Source organism: Fructilactobacillus sp. X1R3C1 (assembly GCF_059901545.1).
The window spans coordinates 240,055-260,163 of sequence record NZ_JBWXUT010000001.1; the positions used below are offsets into that span (position 1 = coordinate 240,055).

Here is a 20,109-nt window from a genome sequence, read left to right on the forward strand (position 1 = left end):
TTAATAAGAGGTAGGGTAGGTAAGGGTTTTGTCAGATAAGTTAAGAGATTTTTTTAATGAAGGTACCACCGATGAGATTACTAAAAAGATGCTTGGAACGTTACTGGTTTATCATTCTCCAAAGGGGTTGATGAGCGGATACGTTACCGAAGCGGAAGCCTACCTGGGACAAAGAGATTCAGCAGCGCATGCCTATCAGGGGAAAAGGACCCCATCGAACGAAGCCTTGTATGGTGTTCCTGGCACGATTTATATCTACTCCATTCATGGTCGACTTTGTTTGGACGTTGCTGCTCAGGCTAAGGACGTACCAGAGGGAATTTTGATTCGTGGAATCGAACCTTATCAAGGGATTGACTTGATGAAACAAAATCGTAAGAAAAATGGTTTTGAATTGACTAATGGCCCGGGAAAATTAATGGATGCCTTGGGGATTTATGACAAGGATATGAACTTGATTGAGCTTGGTAACACCGCCCTTGACTTAGACATTGATCATGTGAAAGTCCCAAAAGAAGTGGTCGAATCGGGACGAATTGGGGTTAGTGACCGAGGAACTTGGACGGACAAGCCGTATCGTTTCTACGTTAAAGGGAACCCTTATGTGTCTAAGATATCTAAGCGTGATATGGATTTAAAAACATACGGATGGAAATAAGGAAGGGATGCTACTTTCATAAAGTAGCATCCCTTTAAAATTGTTTTATTTTTCATGGTACAGGTTTTTTAAACCATGAATGTCACTAAGACCAATCTGATTAGGATCAAGTGAATTATAGTAGGTGTCATTTGGGAACATGATACTTTCTTGAGCGTGATTGTGCTTAAGTCCCATTGCATGACCAAATTCGTGTTCGGTTGTTAGCAATTGCTGCTTGTAAGTGTATTCCATGTTGCTCATTACCCGCGGATTGAGCGTGATTTTGGCACCTGACTGATAAGTGTGATTTTTAACGTTGACGGTTTTAGTGAGATTTAAAGTAACTCCAGCGTACCGATTGCTCTTCCAGAATCCAGTATTACTATTGGTAGTACCAATGGTTGTCGGAACTTTGGTTTTGGAACGAATCCAGGTAAAAGCATGCGTTTTATTCCAGTTTCTGGCAGCTTGTTCAAAGATAGTTTGGTACGATTTGGGAGTCCCTCTCCGAATATAGTATTTGGCGGTGGGGTGTTCATAACGAAAACCAATGTTAGGATCAACTTTCTGATCAGCTTCAGTGGTCGAGCTCGTGAGAGAACTAAAGGCAATCATTGAAACTAATAATACCATTAGGGTTCCCACAATTTTGATTGATTTTTTCATTTTTGGTCCACCTTTCATCCCTGATTTAGTCTGAAACAAATCCATCTTAGCATAGCGAAACAGAATGGAGAACAAAAAAGAAAATGGGTCCGAAACTCTTAATGATTTCGGATCCATTTTCATTACTTTTATTTTTTGAACATATATTTAGCGTCAGCAACGTGATCCTGAGAAGTGAGAATTTTAGGACCATCTTCGGTGATTGCTAAGGTGTGTTCGTATTGAGCTGAGTATGAGCCATCTTGGCTAACGTAGTAGGTCCAATCGTCTTTTTTATCATAATCATCTTTGATTTTCCAAGTACCGAGGTTAACCATTGGTTCAATGGTAATGGTCATGCCCGGTCTGAGACGCATTCCATGACCGGCAACCCCATAAGCTGGAACAGCTGGATCCTCATGAATGGAAGGCTGGATGCCATGTCCAATTAATTCTCGGACATCACCCATGTGGTTTTCGTCTTCAACGTAGTGTTGAATGGCAGCACCAATGTCTCCAATTCGATTACCAACTTGAGCTTGGTCAATGCCAAGGTAAAGTCCTTTTTTAGTAACTTCCATGAGTTTCTTGATCTTGGGTGAGACTTCACCAACCGCGTATGACCAGCAGGAGTCACTTTCAAAACCGTCTTTATTGACACACATGTCAACTTTGACAATGTCGCCTTCCTTTAATTTTAAGCCCCGACGCGGGATTCCATGGGCAACTTCATTGTTGATTGAGATGCAAGTCCCGTAGTTATAGCCGTCAAAGCCCTTTTCTGATGGAGTAGCCCCGTGGTCGGTAATGTACTTATCAGCAAATTCTTCAATTTCCCAAGTATCGACACCCGGCTTAATGATTTTTTTCAAACCATTGTGGACACCGGCTAGCACTGCACCAGACTCGGCCATTTTTTTAATTTCACGATCCGATTTTAAAGTAATCAAGTGAATATCTCCTTTTATTAGTTGGATAAATTGGTTTTTCTTCCATAATTAAAATTAAATAAAGCATAAAAATGATTTTTAATTACCAAGTTTAGTTAAAATCTCACACCTCTAATATATCACTACTGGGCCTATTATTTCTAATCATAAATTAACCGACGTCTTTGTGAAAGAACATCACATTTATTTTTATAAAATTTAAAGATTGATGGGGATCGTGTTACAATATCAATTAATTAAGTGATAAATTAATAATTATTCTAAAATATGAAGCAAGATATCTGGTTTAGTTAACAAGTTGTTGTTAAAGAAGATTACTTTTTATTCTTTGAGATAAAAGAGGCGACGAGTTTGGTAGCAAAAGTTAAATATGTAGGGCTTTTTCTATGCAGCATGGTTTTGTTAGTGTGCCTATTTTCCAGAGTTGTAAGAGCCGATGGGTTAGTTGATTATTCCCAAAATAATGATACCGACGTGGGCCTAAACGTGCAGGGAAGATTTAATGTCCCAATCATCAATCCTTTTACACCAAGTGACAATTCCAACATTGGTGCTAATGGAGCGGCTGGTGAGAATAATGATCAAGATGCCGTCGATTATGTCCCCAAAGAGTTAACCTTTCAGGCTCTCAGTGACCCACATTTTGCGGATAGTCCGTTAACTTCAAGTGGATCTAGCACGTCTAAAGATGGAAGTCAGAATAACTTTGTGTTTGTCCAAGTTCATGACTTTGGTGATACCGGACCAATGGAGTTAAAGGCCACACTTGAAGCCGATGGGAATGGAAACGGGTTTGTTAACGGTGATGGAGATGCCCTTCCCGGAGCGTACATTGAATTAAAGAATACCCAACTGTTTCAATATGACATTAGTGATGCTGTGTACAATAATATCTCACAACCAGCGTCACCAGACAACATTGGAACGACCACCATTACGACTGATGCAGATGCTCCGGTAATGTTGTCGAATACTAATAATGGCCCCGCTGATCAGTCAATGACTCCGGTTGGTTCGTTTGGCGTGTATGAATTAGCATGGACGTTAGGAGATTTCCGCCTGGAAGTTCCGTTTAATAGTAATAGTTTTACTGGCTATGATAAAGTCCCTAGTCAAGATAATGAATACAACGGCACAATTGATTGGAATTATGTTCCTCAGGTTCACTAAACAGTTAGGACCCTAATTATGAAAAAGTTCGTTAAATCACTATTGATCACGTTGATTGCTTTATTTATGGTGGTAATCTTGGCCACTTTGACGACTTCGGCTGCTAGTATGAGCAGTACGGCCCCAGTCCAGGTCAAGATCGATGACAGTTATCATGTGTCACATGATAATTCATACTACCAGATTATAACTAACCAAGCACGTGATTACCCAATCGCTGTCTCGTTAACTAACTTAAGTAAAACCAACGCTTGTCAGATTAGCACCCGAGTTGATTCTGCGTCCACATCATCTAAGTTGGCGTTATTTTTTAATAATAATCAAAGTCAGTTTCGTGGATTACCCGTTAACATGCGCCAAGTGGTCTCATTTAATGAGTTAAGTGATCGTGATTTTCAGTTAGCTCCCAAGCAAACTCGGCTCGTGAAAATGTCCCTCAACCTAAATAATGATAATTTTCGCGACTTTAATGGCGAAATCCTTGGTGCAGTAACTTTTACACAAGATGCGCCGGCAGTTAAAGGTGAGATTAATAATCAATTTTCTTACACCATCCCGATTGAAGTTAGAAAAGGGAAACCGCAAGGTAGTGAGATTAAGGCAACCAAAAACGATCTCAAGAAGGATGCTGTCAAACATGCAATGTTTACTTTTGGACTAGTAAATAAAAAACCGGCCATGTTGGATGACGTGAAAGCTAATGCAACGTTGAAGAACGTGACGTTCAATCAACTTATGACGAGTACCGACGAGATTAGAAGGGGTCAGGTTGCGCCCAACAGTGAATTTGTGATCAAACAACCACTAAATAAACAATTATTGCCCGGTAGGTACGTTGCCACCGTTAATCTCAGTGGTAAAAATTCAGTTAATGAATCACCTAGTCACGTTAAATTACAAAGGGAATTTATCGTTAGTCCGGTTGACTACATCAGGACATTTTCAGATCGAACACTCTTGATTATGATCGGAATTATAGTTGCGTTAGTACTGATTGTCACAATTTTGGCATCTTTAGTAATGTTTAATCATCGAAAACACAAGGTGTAAGTCTTAAATCAGGGAGGAATGAACGGTGAAAAAGGATAAATGGATCCAACGAGTAATTCTCGGTGGAGTGACCATATTATTTATAGTGGCTTGTACGATCCTATTCTTATATACAACGAGTTCAAATCGTTCTGCTTCGGCCAAGAGCGAAAGTAATCCTCAAACAGCTAGTTCATCAGCTAATCATGCTCATTCCACTAGTCAAAGCAGTTCGTTTAAAAAGACAAGTTCAAATAGTGATAATCCGGATCAGGCGTCATCTGGAAACGACCAGAGGATTAAAACCTCGAATGACGATGATACAAACCAAAAGAACGTTAAGTACACACAATTAATGCAAGAAAGTCAGAATGACGAAAGTGATTTTAAGGCGGGTAAGTACGTGCCAGCCACCAAGTTGTCGGCTGCGCAAATTAAAACGGCTGATTTATCGACTGTCTCGGTGGGCGACTGGAGTAGTTTTGTTGCGGCCATCCAGAATTCAAACGTCGATCATATTTTAATTGCAAATGATTTTGCCGCTCCTGATACCGGAATGCGACAGGTCCAGGCTGCTTCTCGTCTAAGTGGCAATCTGGTGGTCGACGGACAAGTTACCACTTCTAATAGTAATCCGGACGATCAACACGTTAATGGTCCAACGGTTGATTTAGGCGGGAATAGTTTTGATTGGAAGGGAAATAATGGAAGTTATTCGGACGGAACGTCTAAGTTTCCAGACATCCAGGTTAACAACTTGAATGTTTATGGTGGTAATTATTATGGGATGTTTTGTGATAGCAACGGTGGAATTCATGGTGATGTACAAACCTACACCAATTATTCGTATACTGGTTCCCAACCGTTTGTTAACTATGGTGGATTAGACGTTTTAAAGGGCCAAATCCGGTTGAACCAGGTTAATCGGTATTCAGCGATGGGGCGAACTAATACTAATATTTCCTTTGGTGGTCAACAACTAATGGAAGCATGTGCATTGTGGATTGCCGACAGTAATGACAGTTCCAATCCAACTAACGTTAAAACCACCAGTAATAACAATTCTTCTCTTCCTAATTTTGAAATTGGTGACTGGGGAGACGAACGATGGGATCAGCGGATTCAAAATATTCCCACTAATCCTAATACTGGTCAACCCTTTAATCTGGGTCAGATTGCGATTGGTAACAATGTCAATGTCGATATGGATGCGACTGTTAAAAACTCAGTTGGTGGTGGTAATAGCAACAGTTCAGGTCAAACTTCTGGATTTGATCTGGGGCGTGGCAATAATCAAAATGACTTTAGTATTGGTAATTATTCCAAGGTTAATGTTGATATGACGCCTGGTCATAGGGCCATCACTTCCTATAATCGAGCAAATAGTAGTGCTCAATCTGGAATTAATATTGGGAGTTCAACCCTAACGGTCAATAGTAACCATGGTTACGGAAGCCCAGCAACTAATCGTCCAGGCATATTTGCTAACGGGGACATTACCTTTGCTCCTAATCAGGTTGCTGGACTTGACCCAGGTTCTGATCAACAGCCAACCTTAAACATTGATAAAAATGTTCAAAATAATGACTCAAGAATGGCAATTCAGTCGCTAACTGGGAACGTTGATTTACGTAAACTGGGGTATGGCGATCTGCGGATGAGTAATTATAGTCATCCGGTTAATGAACCAATTATTTCGGTTAATCGCGGTCGTACAACCGGGAGCGGACAAATTGAGTTTGGTGCTAATCAACCATTCTCAGCTTGGAACTTAACTAATTCTGATAATGACGGTTCGCCTCAGTGGAGTTGGGAACAATCACCGGCTAGTGGCTGGTCGTATCCAAATGATACCTTTCAACCCACTTCGTTTGATCCATATCAATACTCTCGTTTAAAGGTGGGGACTTCCCAGTCTGAAGGTAACCTGCAGTTTGACCATTCATTAAATGATGCAAGGGATTCGAAGTACTCGTACCAGATTGACGGAACCGTCACGGATGACAACGGTGCTCCCTATGCAAATGCATATGTTAGTTTAACTGGTGATCCGAATATCCAACCCAATGTTGGTAACAACGATAGTATCCCAAATGATGGTTACGCCTTTGGATATCCAATGTTTCAACCCAAAGCTCCTGATAATATTTCCAAAAGGGAGTACGTCGCTAAGACTGATTCTAACGGGCACTTCAATTATACGTTGCCTAAAAAGAACGGACAGCAAACCTACCTGACTGCGAACGAAACCATTACGGCTTTTGCCGCTGGATATAATGATTCCAGTTGGTTTTACACGAAGGAGACCCCAGAACCAGTTGACGGTGTTAATAGCCCAGGGGTGATTAATCCATATCAACCGCAAACACAGGATGACAATGGCTTTCCACAAAATGTCGATCCGGGTGACCAAGTTGCGGGAGCTAACAACCCTGCTGACAATAATGATCCGGCAATGTTAAGACTCGACGCAGTTCCTCAAAGCATGCAATTTAACATGAACGGTGGGAATGCGTCACCGATTAATGGTCATTTGGCGGTTCCAATTTCTGAGCAGGGAACTTCGTTAGCTTACAATCCAAATAGTTCGAAGCCGGGGATCTTTACCCAGTTTACTAATTCTGTTGGTAGCGAAATAAATGATGACGGTTGGAACTTATCGGTTACGGCTACAGCAAATGATAATCAAGGAAACCTGTTAAATGATGCATCGTTACTTTTGGGTGGGTCCCCACTTGGTGATGGTTTTCTCCAAGAATTAAGTACCCCAAGTGGCATGGAACTTACGCAGTGGAGTAAAACGGGAAACAATCTTTCCGACCTCATTAACTTTAATGGACAGGAAACCCCGATTGTCTCAAGTAATGATGTGAGTTTAGATAATTCAACCTATCAGACATTTTGGAATTTGGATAACATTAAATTGAACCTAGATGAAGAAGTTTTAAAGGATAATAAAGCGGGTCTCGGTGGCAATTCACAGAACTCTAGTGGAACGCTGACTTGGAACTTGTCTCACGGTCCTTCTGAGGGTGACTAATGATTAAGACGATGATAATTTAAGAATTGTTGTCGTCTTTTGTGCGTAATGAATGATTAAACTTGGAAATTGGAGTAGCGTTATAATGAAAATAGTTCAAAGATTAATGGTGATGATAGTTGCACTCGGTGCTTTTGTTCTTTTCTTCTTACTTGGAAGTATTTTTACCCAGGCCGATACACAAAATCAGGTCCCACTGGAAGTTCTTCCTCAGATAAAAGATGTGAAAGGCCAACAAAAAAGGGCTGATTATTTCGATATTAAGGCAACTCCTGGGATGAAACAACAGCTAAAAATCCAGTTGATTAACCGAAGCACTAACATGCCATTAAAGGTTAAATTGGGAGTTAATCCCGCTACTACTTCTGGAGCTCCTACGATTAGTTACGCTAATAAAGAGAAAACTAATAACCGTCAATTTCCGATTGAGAAGTTGGTAACTTTTGCTAAAACTTCCGATCAGTCGGTTTCACTTCAACCGCAACAAAAGCAAACCGTTGTTTTAAATCTAAATGTTCCGAATGACAGGCGATTTCAAGACTTCAAGGGAACCATTCTTGGTGGCCTTTACGTTGTCGAAGATAATGGCAACCAGTCGTCATCACCAGTCAATTCACTGTATTCATATTCGGTTGGAATTCAGTTAAAACACGGAAAACAACCTGCTAACATCAAAATGAATGGGATTAAGATGCTGAATGCTAGTAATCCTAATTTGATGGAAGTCAAGTTATCAAATGACAGGGCGGCGGTGCTTGGAAAAACCAAGATTAAGACTGACGTTACACCGATTAACAGTATGAATGCTTTAGACTCACATACAACTTTTGATGCCGTAATCGCGCCTAATAGTTCGTTTAATTACCTGGTTCCTAAGTCCGCTAACCAATTACCGAACGGACGCTATTTGCTTCACTTAAAAATGATTTCTAATGATCCTCAATTTAAGGGAACTAAGGTCTGGAACTTTACGCGTGGGTTTACTGTCAATAACCCAATTTCAGCGACTCATTCAATAAATAAAGCGGTTTCAAAGAGCATCTTCTGGTTGGTTATGTTAATATTGTTGTTGGGTATCATTGGTATCTGTCTTTATTTCTTTTTTGCCGGAAGAAAACAAGATGAGCTATAAATCTAATAAGACTATGTTTCATACACAATTGTGTATTATTATTTGGAAACCGGTGCTTGCGTGTTCCGGATTTTTTGTGCGGGATTTTTGTGTCACTGGGATTCCTAATTTATGAACAAAGGAAGAGTGATTTTTTGGAAAAAGCAGCAAAGAAAAACATTTTTTTATTTGCGATTGGAATTGCCATTGTTGTGGCTGGTTTTCTTTTTATTGAATTTGGGATCAACGTTGATGGTGTAAAGCGTGGCGAACACACCCCCATTTTATTTGTATCAGACCTAAATAAAACTTCCAAGGCTGCTAACCACCTGACGGTTACTTCTAGTCGTGAGGGCGGCGAGTATGCCATGAAGATTAATGTTTATCCGGACGGTAAGATTTATTACCATCCTAACGGAAATGTACACGCTAAGTATCCGATTATCAAGGTCAACTTTACCGACAATACTGCTTCCACGGTAATTCAGGCGAAGTGGCTGAATGAGATTCTCGTTCATTTAAATCATAAGTACCATTATCAACAATATAATGCTTTAGGATTTGGTTCTGGGAGTCTAACGATTTATCAGAACGCCGTGGCATATGGTCAAGAATCGAATCATATGCGACTGACCAAGTTCATATCAATTGGTGGACCATACAAGGGCATCATGCCGGTAACTGATGTTATGAACCATCGCTACCCGAAAGTTAGTGAATTAAAGGATGCCTCTAAGAGTTTTCCGAAAGGTGTGAGTGTCCTCAACGTTTACGGACAATTGAGCAAGACAAATAAATCTGACGGACGAGTTACTACTTCGTCTGCTCGTGAATTAAGAAAGCTTGTCCCGGGCTCTGACTATCAGGAAATTAAAGTAAGCGGAAGATCAGGTCAACACAGTAAGTTATTAAACAATCAGATGGCTTCAAGAATTATTGAAAGATTCCTGTTCGCTGAATAATCAAACAAAAAGCGAGATCACAAATTAATGTGATCTCGCTTTTGTTTTAATTAGAGTTGGTTAACGACACCTTTTTCAACGGCACGGCTTAATGCTTGAAGTTCGTTAATCTTTGATTCAATGAGGTATTGACCCTTAACTTCACTCTTGTCTTTAGCATCTTGTAATTGTTGGTCTAAGAATTGAATTTGTTTATCGATATAATCAGTAAGTTTCATATTATGCACTCCCATCTGTTCTATTTTTCACTTACATCCTACCAGATTTGAACTCGTTTATCAGGTTTTAAGTACATCTGATCTTTGGCGGTTACGTCAAAAGTTGTGTAAAAGTCATCAAGATTCTTAACTTGAACAGATGCCCGAAGTGGGGCAGGTGCATGCACGTCAATTGATAGTAATAGATTCTGGTATTCTGGGGTGGCTTTCATCCGCCAAATCCGACCCCAGTTGGTAAAGAACTGGTATAAGTCAGTATTATCACCATTTTTAGCGGCTTCTTCAGCACAGCTAAGACCACCCGCATCAGCGATATTCTCTGAAACGGTCAATTTACCGTTAACTTTACCACCCGCAAATGGAATGCCGTTGAATTCGTCAATCATTTTCTGGGCTAACTTGGAGAAGTGTTCGTGATCGGACTTGGTCCACCAATTATTCAGGTTACCATACTGGTCGAATAAAGAACCATTATTGTCAAAGGCGTGTGAAATTTCATGAGCCATAACCGCTCCGATTCCGCCATAATTAGCGCTTTCGGGTTGATCTAAACTGTAAAATGGTGCTTGTAGGATGGCAGCCGGGAAGACAATGATGTTTTTAAAGGGGTGATAGTAAGCATTCACGGTGTTGGCACTCATTTCCCAACGTTCTCGTTCCACTGGTTTGTTCCACTTTGAGAATTCGTCTTGGTTGGCAATTTTTTCAAAGTTAAGTAGGTTACTTAAAACCGTGCCACCATCTTTTTCCTCGGTAACGTGAAATTTCTTGTAAAGCGGATCTAATTCATCAGGATATCCGACTTGAACTCCAAGGGTAGAAAGCTTTTTAGTTGCCATCTTCTTAGTGTCGTCGCTTAACCATTGGTTGTTTGAAAGTCGGTTTTTATATACGTCGATCATACTATCAACCATTTGATGAACGTCAGCTTTGGCTTTTTCACCAAAGTATTTTTTACCGTAGTAGTCACCAACCACTTGATCAAAAGTTCCTGATGCAAGGTAGTAGGCGGCCTTCTTTTTATTAGTGGCTTCCTTCTTGCCTGAGAGCGATCTACTATAGGTCCCACCAACTACCCGGAATTCTTCTGAGAGAGCGCCACTGTACCCATTAAGTGTCTTCACAAGCATCCAGTCCTTCATAAGCTGGAAGTGAGATGAAGTTAAAAGTTCGGAAAGATTACTAAAGAATTGGGGTTCGGTGACGATGATCTTTTCAGGAAGGGTACCCACTAATTGGTTAATGGCTTCCTTTAGGTTCAAGGCATTGGTTGACCGAGCTAATTCGTCGGTACTTTCTGGGTTGTACATTTTACTGTAGTCAGCAGCTTCTTCAGCTGACTTGACGTTTGGGGCGATTAAGCGATCAAATTCAACCGCATTTTCAACGATCTTTTGACTGTCGTTCTCACTATATCCAGCCATTTCAAATAACTTGGTGGTCATTTGAATGAAGATTGGCATTAAGGTTTTAGCCGCTTCATTATCTTTTTCGTAGTAAGTTTTATCTGGCATAAAAAGGGAAGGTCCACTCGCAAAGAGGGCGTTCACTTTCGCATTCTTCATGTCAGGATCAAGTCCCAATGAAAATGGGGTTGGGAGTCCAGAAAGGATCCAATCGGGGAGCTGATCGTTTAAATCATTGTAATTTTCCAGATTACTGATTCGGTCAAGGACTGGCTTTAAAGGCTTAACACCATCTTCATCACGCTTTTTGAAATTATTAGTCATGTTATAGAACTTTTTGTATTCCTCGAGTTCAGGGGTTTTAGCAGGTAACTTTCCACTTGATAGGTCGGCTGAATCCTTCATTAAGGTCTTGTCGATATCATCAACTAGATCCATGAAACCACCGGTTGACGAGTGATCAGACGGGATGGTTGCTTGTTTAATCCATGCTCCATTAATGGCGTCATAGAAGTCGGTTTTTAGTTCCGACTTATCAATTGGAAATTCTTTGTTAGTCATAGTCATTGTCCTTTCGAATTTTTTCTCATAATTAAATGGTATCAAAAAAGTCTCATGAATGTTGTTCATGAGACTCATTTTTTTCGATTATTTATTTTTTTAGGTCTTCAATTGAGTTAACGTTCTTCATGTACTTCGGCACAGCTAAGCCAACTTTAGCCTTGTCAATACTGGTACCAACGATTTCAACGTTGTTTTTGTACTTCTTGTACATCGGTGCCATCGTTGTTGGCAACCAACCAGCAGTTGAAGCGTCGGCCGATCCAGTTGAAAGGGCGGTCCACATTGGTTGAGCTTCCATTGCTGAAAGGGTTGGTTTATAACCTTTCATCCGTAGCAGTTGAGCAACCACGTTGGATGATGACAATTCGGAATCCCAGGAAACAAGGACCAGTTTAACGGGTTGACCGTGTCCTTCAGGAACACCGTTAAGCCACTGTTTAACTAGTTCGGGGTGTTTATTGATGAATTCTTTTGAGGCTTTTTCAGCATTTTCACCCTTATCAATCTTAAACATGACTTCACTCATCAATTCGTCGTTCCAGTGGAATTGTCTGAGAAGTTTCGTTGCCCCAGGATTTTTCTTTTCAAATCCCTTGTGGATGATAGTTTGAATGTGTTCACCCTTACCATAGGCGTTCTTTGGATCTTTTAAGAACTTGATAGGATACTTTTGAAACATCCAGTGCGGGGTCCAACCAGTAATTACGATTGGTTGTTTGTACTTGAGCGCTTTATCAAGAGATGAAAGCATGGCAGCAGTAGAACTAGCCTGAAGTTGCCATTTTTCTTTCTTAAGTCCATAGGTGTTTAACGCCTTGGTGGTTGATGACATGATTCCGGCTCCGGAATCAATTCCGGTTATTGTGTAGTTAACTTGTGGTCCAACTTTAGCGTTGGGATTGTACTTTGGTGGATTTACACTACATGCGGTTAGAATTACCGCTAAAAGTAACGCGGAAGTGATTCCTAGAATCCATTTTGTAAATTTTTTATTCATTATTTATTTGCTCTTGCATCAGCTTTATTGGCACCACCAAGGCCTTTACTGATTTTATCAAGAACAATGGCAAGAATAACGATTGCGATACCCGCTGCAAAACCAGTACCAACATCATTTCTACCAACGGCAAAGTAAACGGCTTCTCCAAGCCCCATTGTACCGATCATTGAAGCAATAACTACCATTGAGAGGGCAAGCATGATTCCCTGGTTAATCCCTGACATAACGGTTGGTTTTGCTAGTGGGAACTGAACTTTGAAGAGTTTTTGCCATGCGGTACAACCAAATGATTCCGATACTTCAAGGTATTCACTTGGGACTTGTCTAATTCCAAGGTTGGTCATGTTGACGATTGGTGGAATTGAGAAGATTACGGAAGCAAATACACCAGGAACTTGACCGATTCCGAATAAAGCAACGGCAGGGATCAAGTAAACGAAAGCTGGCATGGTTTGAAGAAATGACATGATTGGACTCACAATGGTTTCCACAATTTTACTTTTAGCCATCCAGGTTCCAAGTGGAACTCCAATGATGACGATTAAAAGGCAGGTTGTCAGAACCAAGTCCAAAGTTTGAGTCATGTCCCGCCAGTATCCTTGGTTCCAGATTAAAAGGAAGCCAAGAAGTTCAAAGAGCATGAAGCCCCAGTGTTTTGTTTTGCGAAATAAGAACCAGGTTCCAAGTAGGATAATGACAATAAACAACCAAATTGGGATAATGTCAAAAACCCATTGGATTCCGTTCATAACGGTATTTAAGAAAAGCGTAATTGCATTAAAGAAACCAGCAAATCCAGTTAACCAAGCAAAAAAGTCATTGACCCACTTGGCAATGGGAATTGCACCAATGCTAGTGATAGATAACAAACTATTCATTAGTTATCTCCTCCTTTCTTCGTAGCCATGGCATCAAGAACGGCACTTCTTAAAATAATACCCTTCAGATGTTTTTCGTCATCAACCACCGCGTATGGGATTGGTGATTTAGAGATGGCATTGAACAAGTCACCGATTGGTGTACTTGGAGCAGTAGTTGGAACATTTGTTTTTAATGCGATGTGAAGATCTTTTTCGTGTTTATCAATCATTTCGTTGACGTCATCAGCGTCGACAATTCCAACGAAGTGGTCTTGTGAATCAACAACAAAGATACTTGAGATTTGGTCTTCCTTCATCCGACGAAGGGCTAACTTAGGACCGTCTTTTTCGATATTAACGGTATTTGGCTTAACCATGACGTTGTATGCGGTAAGAATCTTAGAACGATCAACGTTTTCGATGAATTTCTTAACGTAATCATTTTTAGGATGATCAAGTAAGTCTTCTGGTGTATCAACTTGAATGACGTCGCCATCGTGCATCATCATGATTCGATCGCCAACTCTTAATGCTTCATTTAGGTCATGACTGATAAAGATAATGGTTTTATGCAACTTCCGTTGTAGTTCCAATAATTCATTCTGCATTTCCCGCCGATTCAATGGGTCAAGAGCTGAGAAAGCTTCGTCCATCAAAAGAATATCAGGATCATTAGTGATGGCACGTGCTAAACCAACTCGTTGTTGCATTCCACCAGATAGTTCAGTTGGATAACTATCGTCGTATCCGTGAAGACCCACCATCTCTAGTGATTCGTGGGCCTTTTTTTCACGTTCTTCTTTGTCAACGTTTTGAACTTCAAGTCCAAAAGCAGCATTTTCAAGGATGGTACGGTTAGGAAGTAAGCCAAAACCTTGAAATACCATACTCATTTTTTTACGACGAAGGTTAAGTAATTGTTTCTTATCAAACTTCATGATGTCTTCTCCATCTAAGTAGATGGATCCAGAAGTAGGGTCAATCAAGCGATTAAACATTCTTAACATGGTTGACTTACCCGAACCAGATAGTCCCATGATAACGAAAATTTCGTTGTTTTTAATTGAGAAGTTAGCATTATCAACTCCAACTGTACTACCAGTTTCTTCAAGAATTTGAGCCTTATCTTCTCCCTTAGATAAAAGTTCTTGTGCTTTTTTAATATGAGGACCAAAGATTTTAGTGATGTGATCAACTTTGATTTTTTCATTATTATTTTGAGCCACAGAACTCCTCCTTTCGATTAACACTGACAATTAAAGTAAAAATATCTACATTAACCAACTTAACAAGTACAACCGTATATGTCAACTTTTCTACCATTTATAAAGCGCGGCACACCGGTTTTTACGGGTTCTATGTCCTTACTCTGATGTAGGTTCTCGTAACGTAATTTTATTTTAAAATTAATGTTAAAAGATGAGAAATGTGTTAGAAGAATTGTCCGATCCCATAGTGAATGATCATGGTAATGATTCCCACGATGACGTTTCTAATTACCGCAATCTTCACCAGACCATTCCCAAGTTCGGCACTTAAGAATCCGGTGATAGCTACAGCAATGATGACAGCGATGATAGTTCCAGGCCACTGAAGTCCGACGGGAAGCAGCGTCATGGCAAGTAGTGGGAGAATTCCACCAAGTGCAGCAGAACACAGCGACGAGAAAGCGGCACTCCACGGACTTAGATATTTCCCTAACTGAAGGTCATATTTGACGCTCACTACCGTTTCAAGCGGTTTTTTTGATAATAGATCCTTTGCAATTTTAGTTGCCGTTTCTTTACTAACCCCACGGCTCATGTAAAATTGAACGACACTTGCCATTTCATCATCGAAATTGGTTTTTAAAAGCTTGCTTTCGGTTTTAACGGCCGCTTCCTCAGTGTCACGTTGGGAACTTACTGAAGCATATTCTCCTCCTGCCATTGAAAAGGCACAGGCAAGCAGATCCGATAGTCCGGCAATGAAAATAGTGAGGGGATTCGTAGTAGCTACAGCAACTGAAAAAAGGACTCCAACGACAGTGAGAATTCCATCATTTGATCCAAGAACGCCGGCACGGAGATTGTTCAATTTCTCATCCATGGTATTGTCGTTATTATCTTTTAGTTGTTTCTTTAAATGAAGACGCATCTGCTTACCTCCTAAAATGCTAATCCGACTAAACGACCAACAAGGTAGGCAACGGTCATGGTTACTAACCCCGAAATGACGTTTCGTATCAGTGACTTAGTCCGGTTAGCGTTTCCAAGAATGGCAGCAACGTATCCGGTGATTGAAAGTGCCAAGACGATGGCAATGTAGGTCCCAAGCACGCGATATTGCGCTGGTGCAACGAAAATAGTTACCAGGGGAAGAATTGATCCAGTTGGAAACGAGATCATTGATGAGATGGCAGCGGCATAAGGATTAGTGAAATCATTTCGATCAAATGAATATTTTTCACGAACCACGGTAGTGAGGGGATCCTTTTGCATCATTTCGGAAGTTGCTCTTTCAGCCAGGGCGTTTGCCATTCCGGTTTTAAGGTACTTATTTTTAACGTAGTTAAACTCGTCATCATAATGATTTTTAAGGCCTTGTTTAACAAGATCAATTGCCTGACGTTGTGAATCTTTCTGGGTGTTAACCGAGACGTATTCTCCCATCGTCATGGATACCGTTCCGGCAAGCATTCCCGCTAAACCTGAAATTAGAATTGCCCAATTACTAGTTGATGCACCAGCGACCCCGAGGACAATTCCAGCAACCGATAGGATCCCATCATTGGCACCCATAACACTAGCCCGCAAAACGTTGATTTTCTGGGCAAGCGATGTTTTCATTTTTGACATAACTGACTCCTCCAGTTTATAATGATTATAATCTAGCTCAACTACTATTTTACCGCAATAACTTGACATAGTAAACACGAAAGAGAAATTAGGCATAAAAAAAGCACCATGAACAAATGTCATGGTGATCGATTTTTGAAATAAAATTAGTTTTTTAATTAGTCCTTTGATGAAGTTTTGGACATTTCAACAACTTTTTGGTTGTTGCTCTTGTTTTGACTCTGTTGGTCCTTTTCCTTTGCTTGACATTCTTTACAAATTCCATGAACTTCAACGTTTGAAACTGATGGATCAAATCCAACCTGTTTGGTTGCGTCCTGTAAGTCTTTATCAATTTGCTTGAACTTTGGATCATCAATATCAATAATTTTTCCACAGGTATCACAAATGGCGTGAAAATGGGGATGACTGTAAAAGTCATAGCGATATCCACCATCTGGATTTGGCAATTCAATCACGATTCTAAGCTTTTTAAATAAACGTAGGTTATTGTAAACAGTTGCCATACTTAGGTTGGGAAAGGTTTCTTCCAAAAAATGGAAGATGGTCTCAACTGAAGGATGGTTATTGTGATCGATAAGGTACTTTAAAATAATTTGTCGTTGCGGGGTAATTCGGACATTGTTACTTTTAAGAATGTCCATGGCTTTCCCATACGCTTCTTTCTTCTCTTTTTCATTCATAAATATGCACTCCCATACATTATAATGTTACTCTTTTATTTCAATAATCATTCTAGTAGCTTATGGAACACAATTCAACTGAAATCACTGAAATAATTGAAATCTAGCGGATTTCGGGGATCGGCCTACTTGAGAGAAACCTAATCTTTTTATTATACCTATAAGATTATGCTGATTATTATTTAATAGAATAGAGATGTTTGGCTGTTTTAATTCTTGAAAAGTAAACTTAATCATGTGATTTAATAATTCGGAAATTAGATCCGGAGCAATTCCGACCTCAAAGATAAAGTAAAACTGGGGTTGGTTATTGTCTAAATTACTGATGGCAAAGATTCCGAGTAGAGTATGAGTGTTTTTGTCCAACACTCCCCAAATCAGAGCCTGAGATTTCATGATTTTACGCATGTCAAGATTAACTAGATCGGCTGTTCTAGTGGGGTTATACTCACCATCCAGGCGAACATTGGCAATTGTGCGACCATTTAAGAGTGAGGTTATTTCGCCAAGATTCATGGTAGTCAGCCAATCCATTTCAAGGTGAGCGGTAAAAATTGGGTGGTAACTTTCAAGTTTCGTCATGGTTTTTCTCCTTTATATTATTCCAAAATTGTTTGATGTCATGCTCGAGTTCATGAGGGTTGTGAGCAATCTGATAATTTTTCCATTGTTGAGGATAAAGGTTTGTGTACCTTTTCTGGGTAAATCTTTGATCCATTAATACAACGATTCCCTGATCATGCTTACCACGGATGAGACGTCCGGCAGCCTGAAAAACGTTGTTTAAGCCCGGTAGCTGATAAGCATATTCAAATCCGTGACCATTTTCTGCATCAAAGTAGTCCCGAATCAGGTTGGTTTCTGGGTTAAGTCCTGGAAGTCCAACCCCAACAATCCCAACCCCAATTAATTTATCACCAACTAGGTCAATTCCCTCCGAAAAGATGCCACCAAGAAGGGCAAATCCGACAACAGGATGGTCGTTTGGTTGATTGAATTGATTGATAAAGCTGGAACGCGCTGCTTCGTTCATGCCGGCTTCTTGCTTGATTGTTTTAACCGTGGGGTGTTGTCTGTTAAATTCATCGTAGATTTTTTCTAGGTACACCCCTGATGGAACAAAGATCAGGTAGTTGCCGGCTTTCCCGCTGATCATTTTGTTGATGGTATCAACAATCTTAGAGATGCTTTGGTCACGTTTTTGAAATGTAGTATTGATGTAAGAAGTGATGATGATATTCTGGTTTGCTTTTGGAAATGGGGAGGGCAGTTGATACTTCAAACTATTGTCTTCGTTACCGAGAACCTTGGCATAGTAGTTCATCGGTGAAAGGGTGGCCGAAAACAACACTGCTCCGCCACCAAGGTTAAGGGTCTCGGCTAGATTGTGACTTGGATCCATACAGAAGAGACGAACAGTCGTATTCTTACCATTGATGAGGATTCTCGTTTTGTAATTTGGACCATAGTACTCGTTGATTTTGAGGTATCCCGTACACTGAAAGAAAAAATCAAGCACCAAGTCCAGGTCATCACCGTCGTCTTGTTTTGCGATCCATTTCCGGAGGACCTTGACTACGTTAGTGACTGCTTTTGTAAATTTATCCAGTGGATCATCGAGTGCGACCTCGAATTTATGGTCTTTTCTTAATGGTTTGGCAATCATATTAAATTGACGTTTGAGTGATCGTAACTTGGTTAAGACCTTTGCGTTTTGTTCCTTGTTCTTTGATAGAAGCTTGATAACTTTTTCTAATGGTTCAGATGATAGTTCGGTTGAGTACATGTCACGAGAACGATCGACTAGGTTATGGGCCTCATCAATCAGGTAAAAATTCTGATAGTCTTGCACCTCAAAGAAGCGTTGAAGGTGGACCTGTGGATCAAATAAGTAATTGTAGTCACCAATGATAACGTCACAAAAAAGGCTGATATCAAGCGAGAATTCAAAGGGATCAAGTGTGTATTTTTTTGCGTACTTTTCCACCACGTCACGCGTGATCTGGTGATTATTTTTTAAAATATCCTTTAGGGCTGGTTTTAAGCGATCATAGTAGCCCAGCATATAGGGATTATCCTCTGGTGATTTGTCACGTTCATCATCAAACGTAATCTTGTCCTTAGCGGTAAGGGTAATGCTTCGAAGTCGTAATCCATGATTACTCATGAGATTAATGGCGTCTTCAGCAACTCGTCTAGTACTTTGTTTAGCCGTTAAGTAGAACACCTTTGAAATGAGATCATTTCCCATAGCTTTGATGGTAGGAAAGAGGGTTGAGATGGTTTTACCGGTTCCAGTGGGAGCTTCTGCAAACAGGTGGCGGTTAGAAGCGACGGTTTTATATACCGCAGCTGCCAGTTCATGTTGACCCTTTCGATACGTTTGGAAGGGAAATTGAACTTTTTTGGCGGTGATTCTTTTTTCTTCATTTAACTGGTCTTTAAGTTCAAGCCATTCCCCAAATTCGTGAATTAAGTTGTCAAAGAAACGTTTGGAATCTTCGTATGTAATGGAACGTTCCTTTTGTGTAATTTCTTCTTCAGGGGTCTGGACGTACGTCAGCCGCATGGTGACTGATTTGATTGAGGGATGTTCCGTCATTAGTAAATAGGCATAAGCCTGTACTTGTCCCCAGTAAAGAATCATTTTGTTTTTTGGAATATCGTTAAACTCAATGTCAGAGGTTTTGATTTCTTCGATTGTGGCTGATTTATCACTCATGATGACACCATCGGCACGACCATGAACCAGAAAATCAGTCTGATTAACCTGTACTTCTTTTTCTAGGTAGTACTCCTTTTCATAATTACTAGGACGATTTTTTTGAATTTTCCGGTGGATTTTAGTGCCAGCTTGAGCCGTGTTCAGACTACTAAGACTACTATTTAGATCTCCGCTTCGAAGTAAAAATTCAACGAGATCTCTGACTCCAACTTTGTTCACTATTTCCACCTCCTTTTTTTCAATAAAAAAACAACTTCAAACGAAGTTGT

General features: G+C 40.2%; 18 protein-coding genes. 6 read left to right on the forward strand and 12 right to left on the reverse strand.

Annotated elements, in window-relative coordinates; translation table 11 throughout:
* Positions 1-28: 28 nt before the first annotated feature.
* Positions 29-658, forward strand: coding sequence for a DNA-3-methyladenine glycosylase (locus AC6UD8_RS01235; protein ID WP_500699187.1), 630 nt, complete (start codon positions 29-31; stop codon positions 656-658).
* 45 nt (positions 659-703) lie between these two features.
* Here AC6UD8_RS01235 and AC6UD8_RS01240 read toward each other — a convergent pair whose 3' ends face one another.
* Together AC6UD8_RS01240 and map are read right to left on the reverse strand one after the other, a co-directional pair.
* Entirely contained in the window at positions 704-1,423 is a 720-nt protein-coding gene (locus AC6UD8_RS01240; RefSeq protein WP_500699188.1) for a matrixin family metalloprotease, read from the reverse strand.
* A gap of 11 nt (positions 1,424-1,434) precedes the next feature.
* Complete coding sequence (map, locus tag AC6UD8_RS01245) at positions 1,435-2,235, reverse strand: type I methionyl aminopeptidase (RefSeq protein ID WP_500695297.1); 801 nt, start codon at positions 2,233-2,235, stop codon at positions 1,435-1,437.
* A 351-nt stretch (positions 2,236-2,586) separates the two neighbouring features.
* On the opposite strand from map, the gene AC6UD8_RS01250 reads away from it, so the two are divergent.
* From AC6UD8_RS01250 to AC6UD8_RS01270, 5 genes are all read left to right on the forward strand, one after another.
* Positions 2,587-3,405: a hypothetical protein gene (locus tag AC6UD8_RS01250; protein ID WP_500699190.1), complete on the forward strand. Its 819-nt coding sequence runs from the start codon at positions 2,587-2,589 to the stop codon at positions 3,403-3,405.
* A gap of 18 nt (positions 3,406-3,423) precedes the next feature.
* Entirely contained in the window at positions 3,424-4,455 is a 1,032-nt protein-coding gene (locus AC6UD8_RS01255; protein ID WP_500699192.1) for a WxL protein host-binding domain-containing protein, read from the forward strand.
* Between the two features lie 25 nt (positions 4,456-4,480).
* Positions 4,481-7,474: a pectate lyase-like adhesive domain-containing protein gene (locus AC6UD8_RS01260; RefSeq protein WP_500699194.1), complete on the forward strand. Its 2,994-nt coding sequence runs from the start codon at positions 4,481-4,483 to the stop codon at positions 7,472-7,474.
* An 85-nt stretch (positions 7,475-7,559) separates the two neighbouring features.
* A complete protein-coding gene (locus tag AC6UD8_RS01265) occupies positions 7,560-8,606 on the forward strand; it encodes a WxL protein host-binding domain-containing protein (RefSeq protein WP_500699196.1) in 1,047 nt (348 codons plus the stop codon).
* A 134-nt stretch (positions 8,607-8,740) separates the two neighbouring features.
* Positions 8,741-9,547: an alpha/beta hydrolase gene (locus AC6UD8_RS01270; RefSeq protein WP_500693465.1), complete on the forward strand. Its 807-nt coding sequence runs from the start codon at positions 8,741-8,743 to the stop codon at positions 9,545-9,547.
* A gap of 50 nt (positions 9,548-9,597) precedes the next feature.
* Here AC6UD8_RS01270 and AC6UD8_RS01275 read toward each other — a convergent pair whose 3' ends face one another.
* From AC6UD8_RS01275 to AC6UD8_RS01320, 10 genes are all read right to left on the reverse strand, one after another.
* A complete protein-coding gene (locus AC6UD8_RS01275; protein ID WP_010022596.1) occupies positions 9,598-9,765 on the reverse strand; it encodes a hypothetical protein in 168 nt (55 codons plus the stop codon).
* A 38-nt stretch (positions 9,766-9,803) separates the two neighbouring features.
* Positions 9,804-11,732 (reverse strand): M13 family metallopeptidase, encoded by a 1,929-nt coding sequence (locus tag AC6UD8_RS01280; protein WP_500699198.1) that lies wholly within the window; start codon positions 11,730-11,732, stop codon positions 9,804-9,806.
* Between the two features lie 91 nt (positions 11,733-11,823).
* Positions 11,824-12,732, reverse strand: a complete 909-nt coding sequence (locus tag AC6UD8_RS01285; RefSeq protein ID WP_500699200.1) for a glycine betaine ABC transporter substrate-binding protein — start codon at positions 12,730-12,732, stop codon at positions 11,824-11,826.
* Positions 12,732-13,613 (reverse strand): ABC transporter permease, encoded by an 882-nt coding sequence (locus tag AC6UD8_RS01290; RefSeq protein WP_500699202.1) that lies wholly within the window; start codon positions 13,611-13,613, stop codon positions 12,732-12,734. Before AC6UD8_RS01290 ends, AC6UD8_RS01285 begins: the two co-directional genes overlap by 1 nt.
* Entirely contained in the window at positions 13,613-14,821 is a 1,209-nt protein-coding gene (locus tag AC6UD8_RS01295) for a quaternary amine ABC transporter ATP-binding protein (protein ID WP_500699204.1), read from the reverse strand. The genes AC6UD8_RS01290 and AC6UD8_RS01295 overlap by 1 nt, the downstream gene beginning before the upstream one ends.
* 205 nt (positions 14,822-15,026) lie before the next feature.
* Positions 15,027-15,731: a VIT1/CCC1 transporter family protein gene (locus AC6UD8_RS01300; RefSeq protein ID WP_500693470.1), complete on the reverse strand. Its 705-nt coding sequence runs from the start codon at positions 15,729-15,731 to the stop codon at positions 15,027-15,029.
* A gap of 11 nt (positions 15,732-15,742) precedes the next feature.
* Positions 15,743-16,432, reverse strand: coding sequence for a VIT1/CCC1 transporter family protein (locus AC6UD8_RS01305; protein WP_500699206.1), 690 nt, complete (start codon positions 16,430-16,432; stop codon positions 15,743-15,745).
* 158 nt (positions 16,433-16,590) lie between these two features.
* On the reverse strand, positions 16,591-17,115 hold the full coding sequence (locus AC6UD8_RS01310; RefSeq protein ID WP_500699208.1) for a Fur family transcriptional regulator: 525 nt from the start codon (positions 17,113-17,115) through the stop codon (positions 16,591-16,593).
* 84 nt (positions 17,116-17,199) lie between these two features.
* Positions 17,200-17,697, reverse strand: a complete 498-nt coding sequence (locus AC6UD8_RS01315; protein ID WP_500695286.1) for a GNAT family N-acetyltransferase — start codon at positions 17,695-17,697, stop codon at positions 17,200-17,202.
* Positions 17,684-20,062: a helicase C-terminal domain-containing protein gene (locus AC6UD8_RS01320; protein ID WP_500699323.1), complete on the reverse strand. Its 2,379-nt coding sequence runs from the start codon at positions 20,060-20,062 to the stop codon at positions 17,684-17,686. Before AC6UD8_RS01320 ends, AC6UD8_RS01315 begins: the two co-directional genes overlap by 14 nt.
* Positions 20,063-20,109 lie beyond the last annotated feature (47 nt).

Bases quoted from the DNA above. Each gene is read 5' to 3' on its own strand.
- AC6UD8_RS01265 (WP_500699196.1), top strand. From the start codon at position 7,560: ATGAAAATAGTTCAAAGATTAATGGTGATGATAGTTGCACTCGGTGCT.
- AC6UD8_RS01280 (WP_500699198.1), bottom strand. From the start codon at position 11,732: ATGACTAACAAAGAATTTCCAATTGATAAGTCGGAACTAAAAACCGAC.
- AC6UD8_RS01310 (WP_500699208.1), bottom strand. From the start codon at position 17,115: ATGAATGAAAAAGAGAAGAAAGAAGCGTATGGGAAAGCCATGGACATT.
- AC6UD8_RS01305 (WP_500699206.1), bottom strand. From the start codon at position 16,432: ATGTCAAAAATGAAAACATCGCTTGCCCAGAAAATCAACGTTTTGCGG.
- AC6UD8_RS01240 (WP_500699188.1), bottom strand. From the start codon at position 1,423: ATGGATCCGAAATCATTAAGAGTTTCGGACCCATTTTCTTTTTTGTTC.
- AC6UD8_RS01285 (WP_500699200.1), bottom strand. From the start codon at position 12,732: ATGAATAAAAAATTTACAAAATGGATTCTAGGAATCACTTCCGCGTTA.
- AC6UD8_RS01275 (WP_010022596.1), bottom strand. From the start codon at position 9,765: ATGAAACTTACTGATTATATCGATAAACAAATTCAATTCTTAGACCAA.
- AC6UD8_RS01315 (WP_500695286.1), bottom strand. From the start codon at position 17,697: ATGACGAAACTTGAAAGTTACCACCCAATTTTTACCGCTCACCTTGAA.
- AC6UD8_RS01290 (WP_500699202.1), bottom strand. From the start codon at position 13,613: ATGAATAGTTTGTTATCTATCACTAGCATTGGTGCAATTCCCATTGCC.
- AC6UD8_RS01300 (WP_500693470.1), bottom strand. From the start codon at position 15,731: ATGCGTCTTCATTTAAAGAAACAACTAAAAGATAATAACGACAATACC.
- AC6UD8_RS01255 (WP_500699192.1), top strand. From the start codon at position 3,424: ATGAAAAAGTTCGTTAAATCACTATTGATCACGTTGATTGCTTTATTT.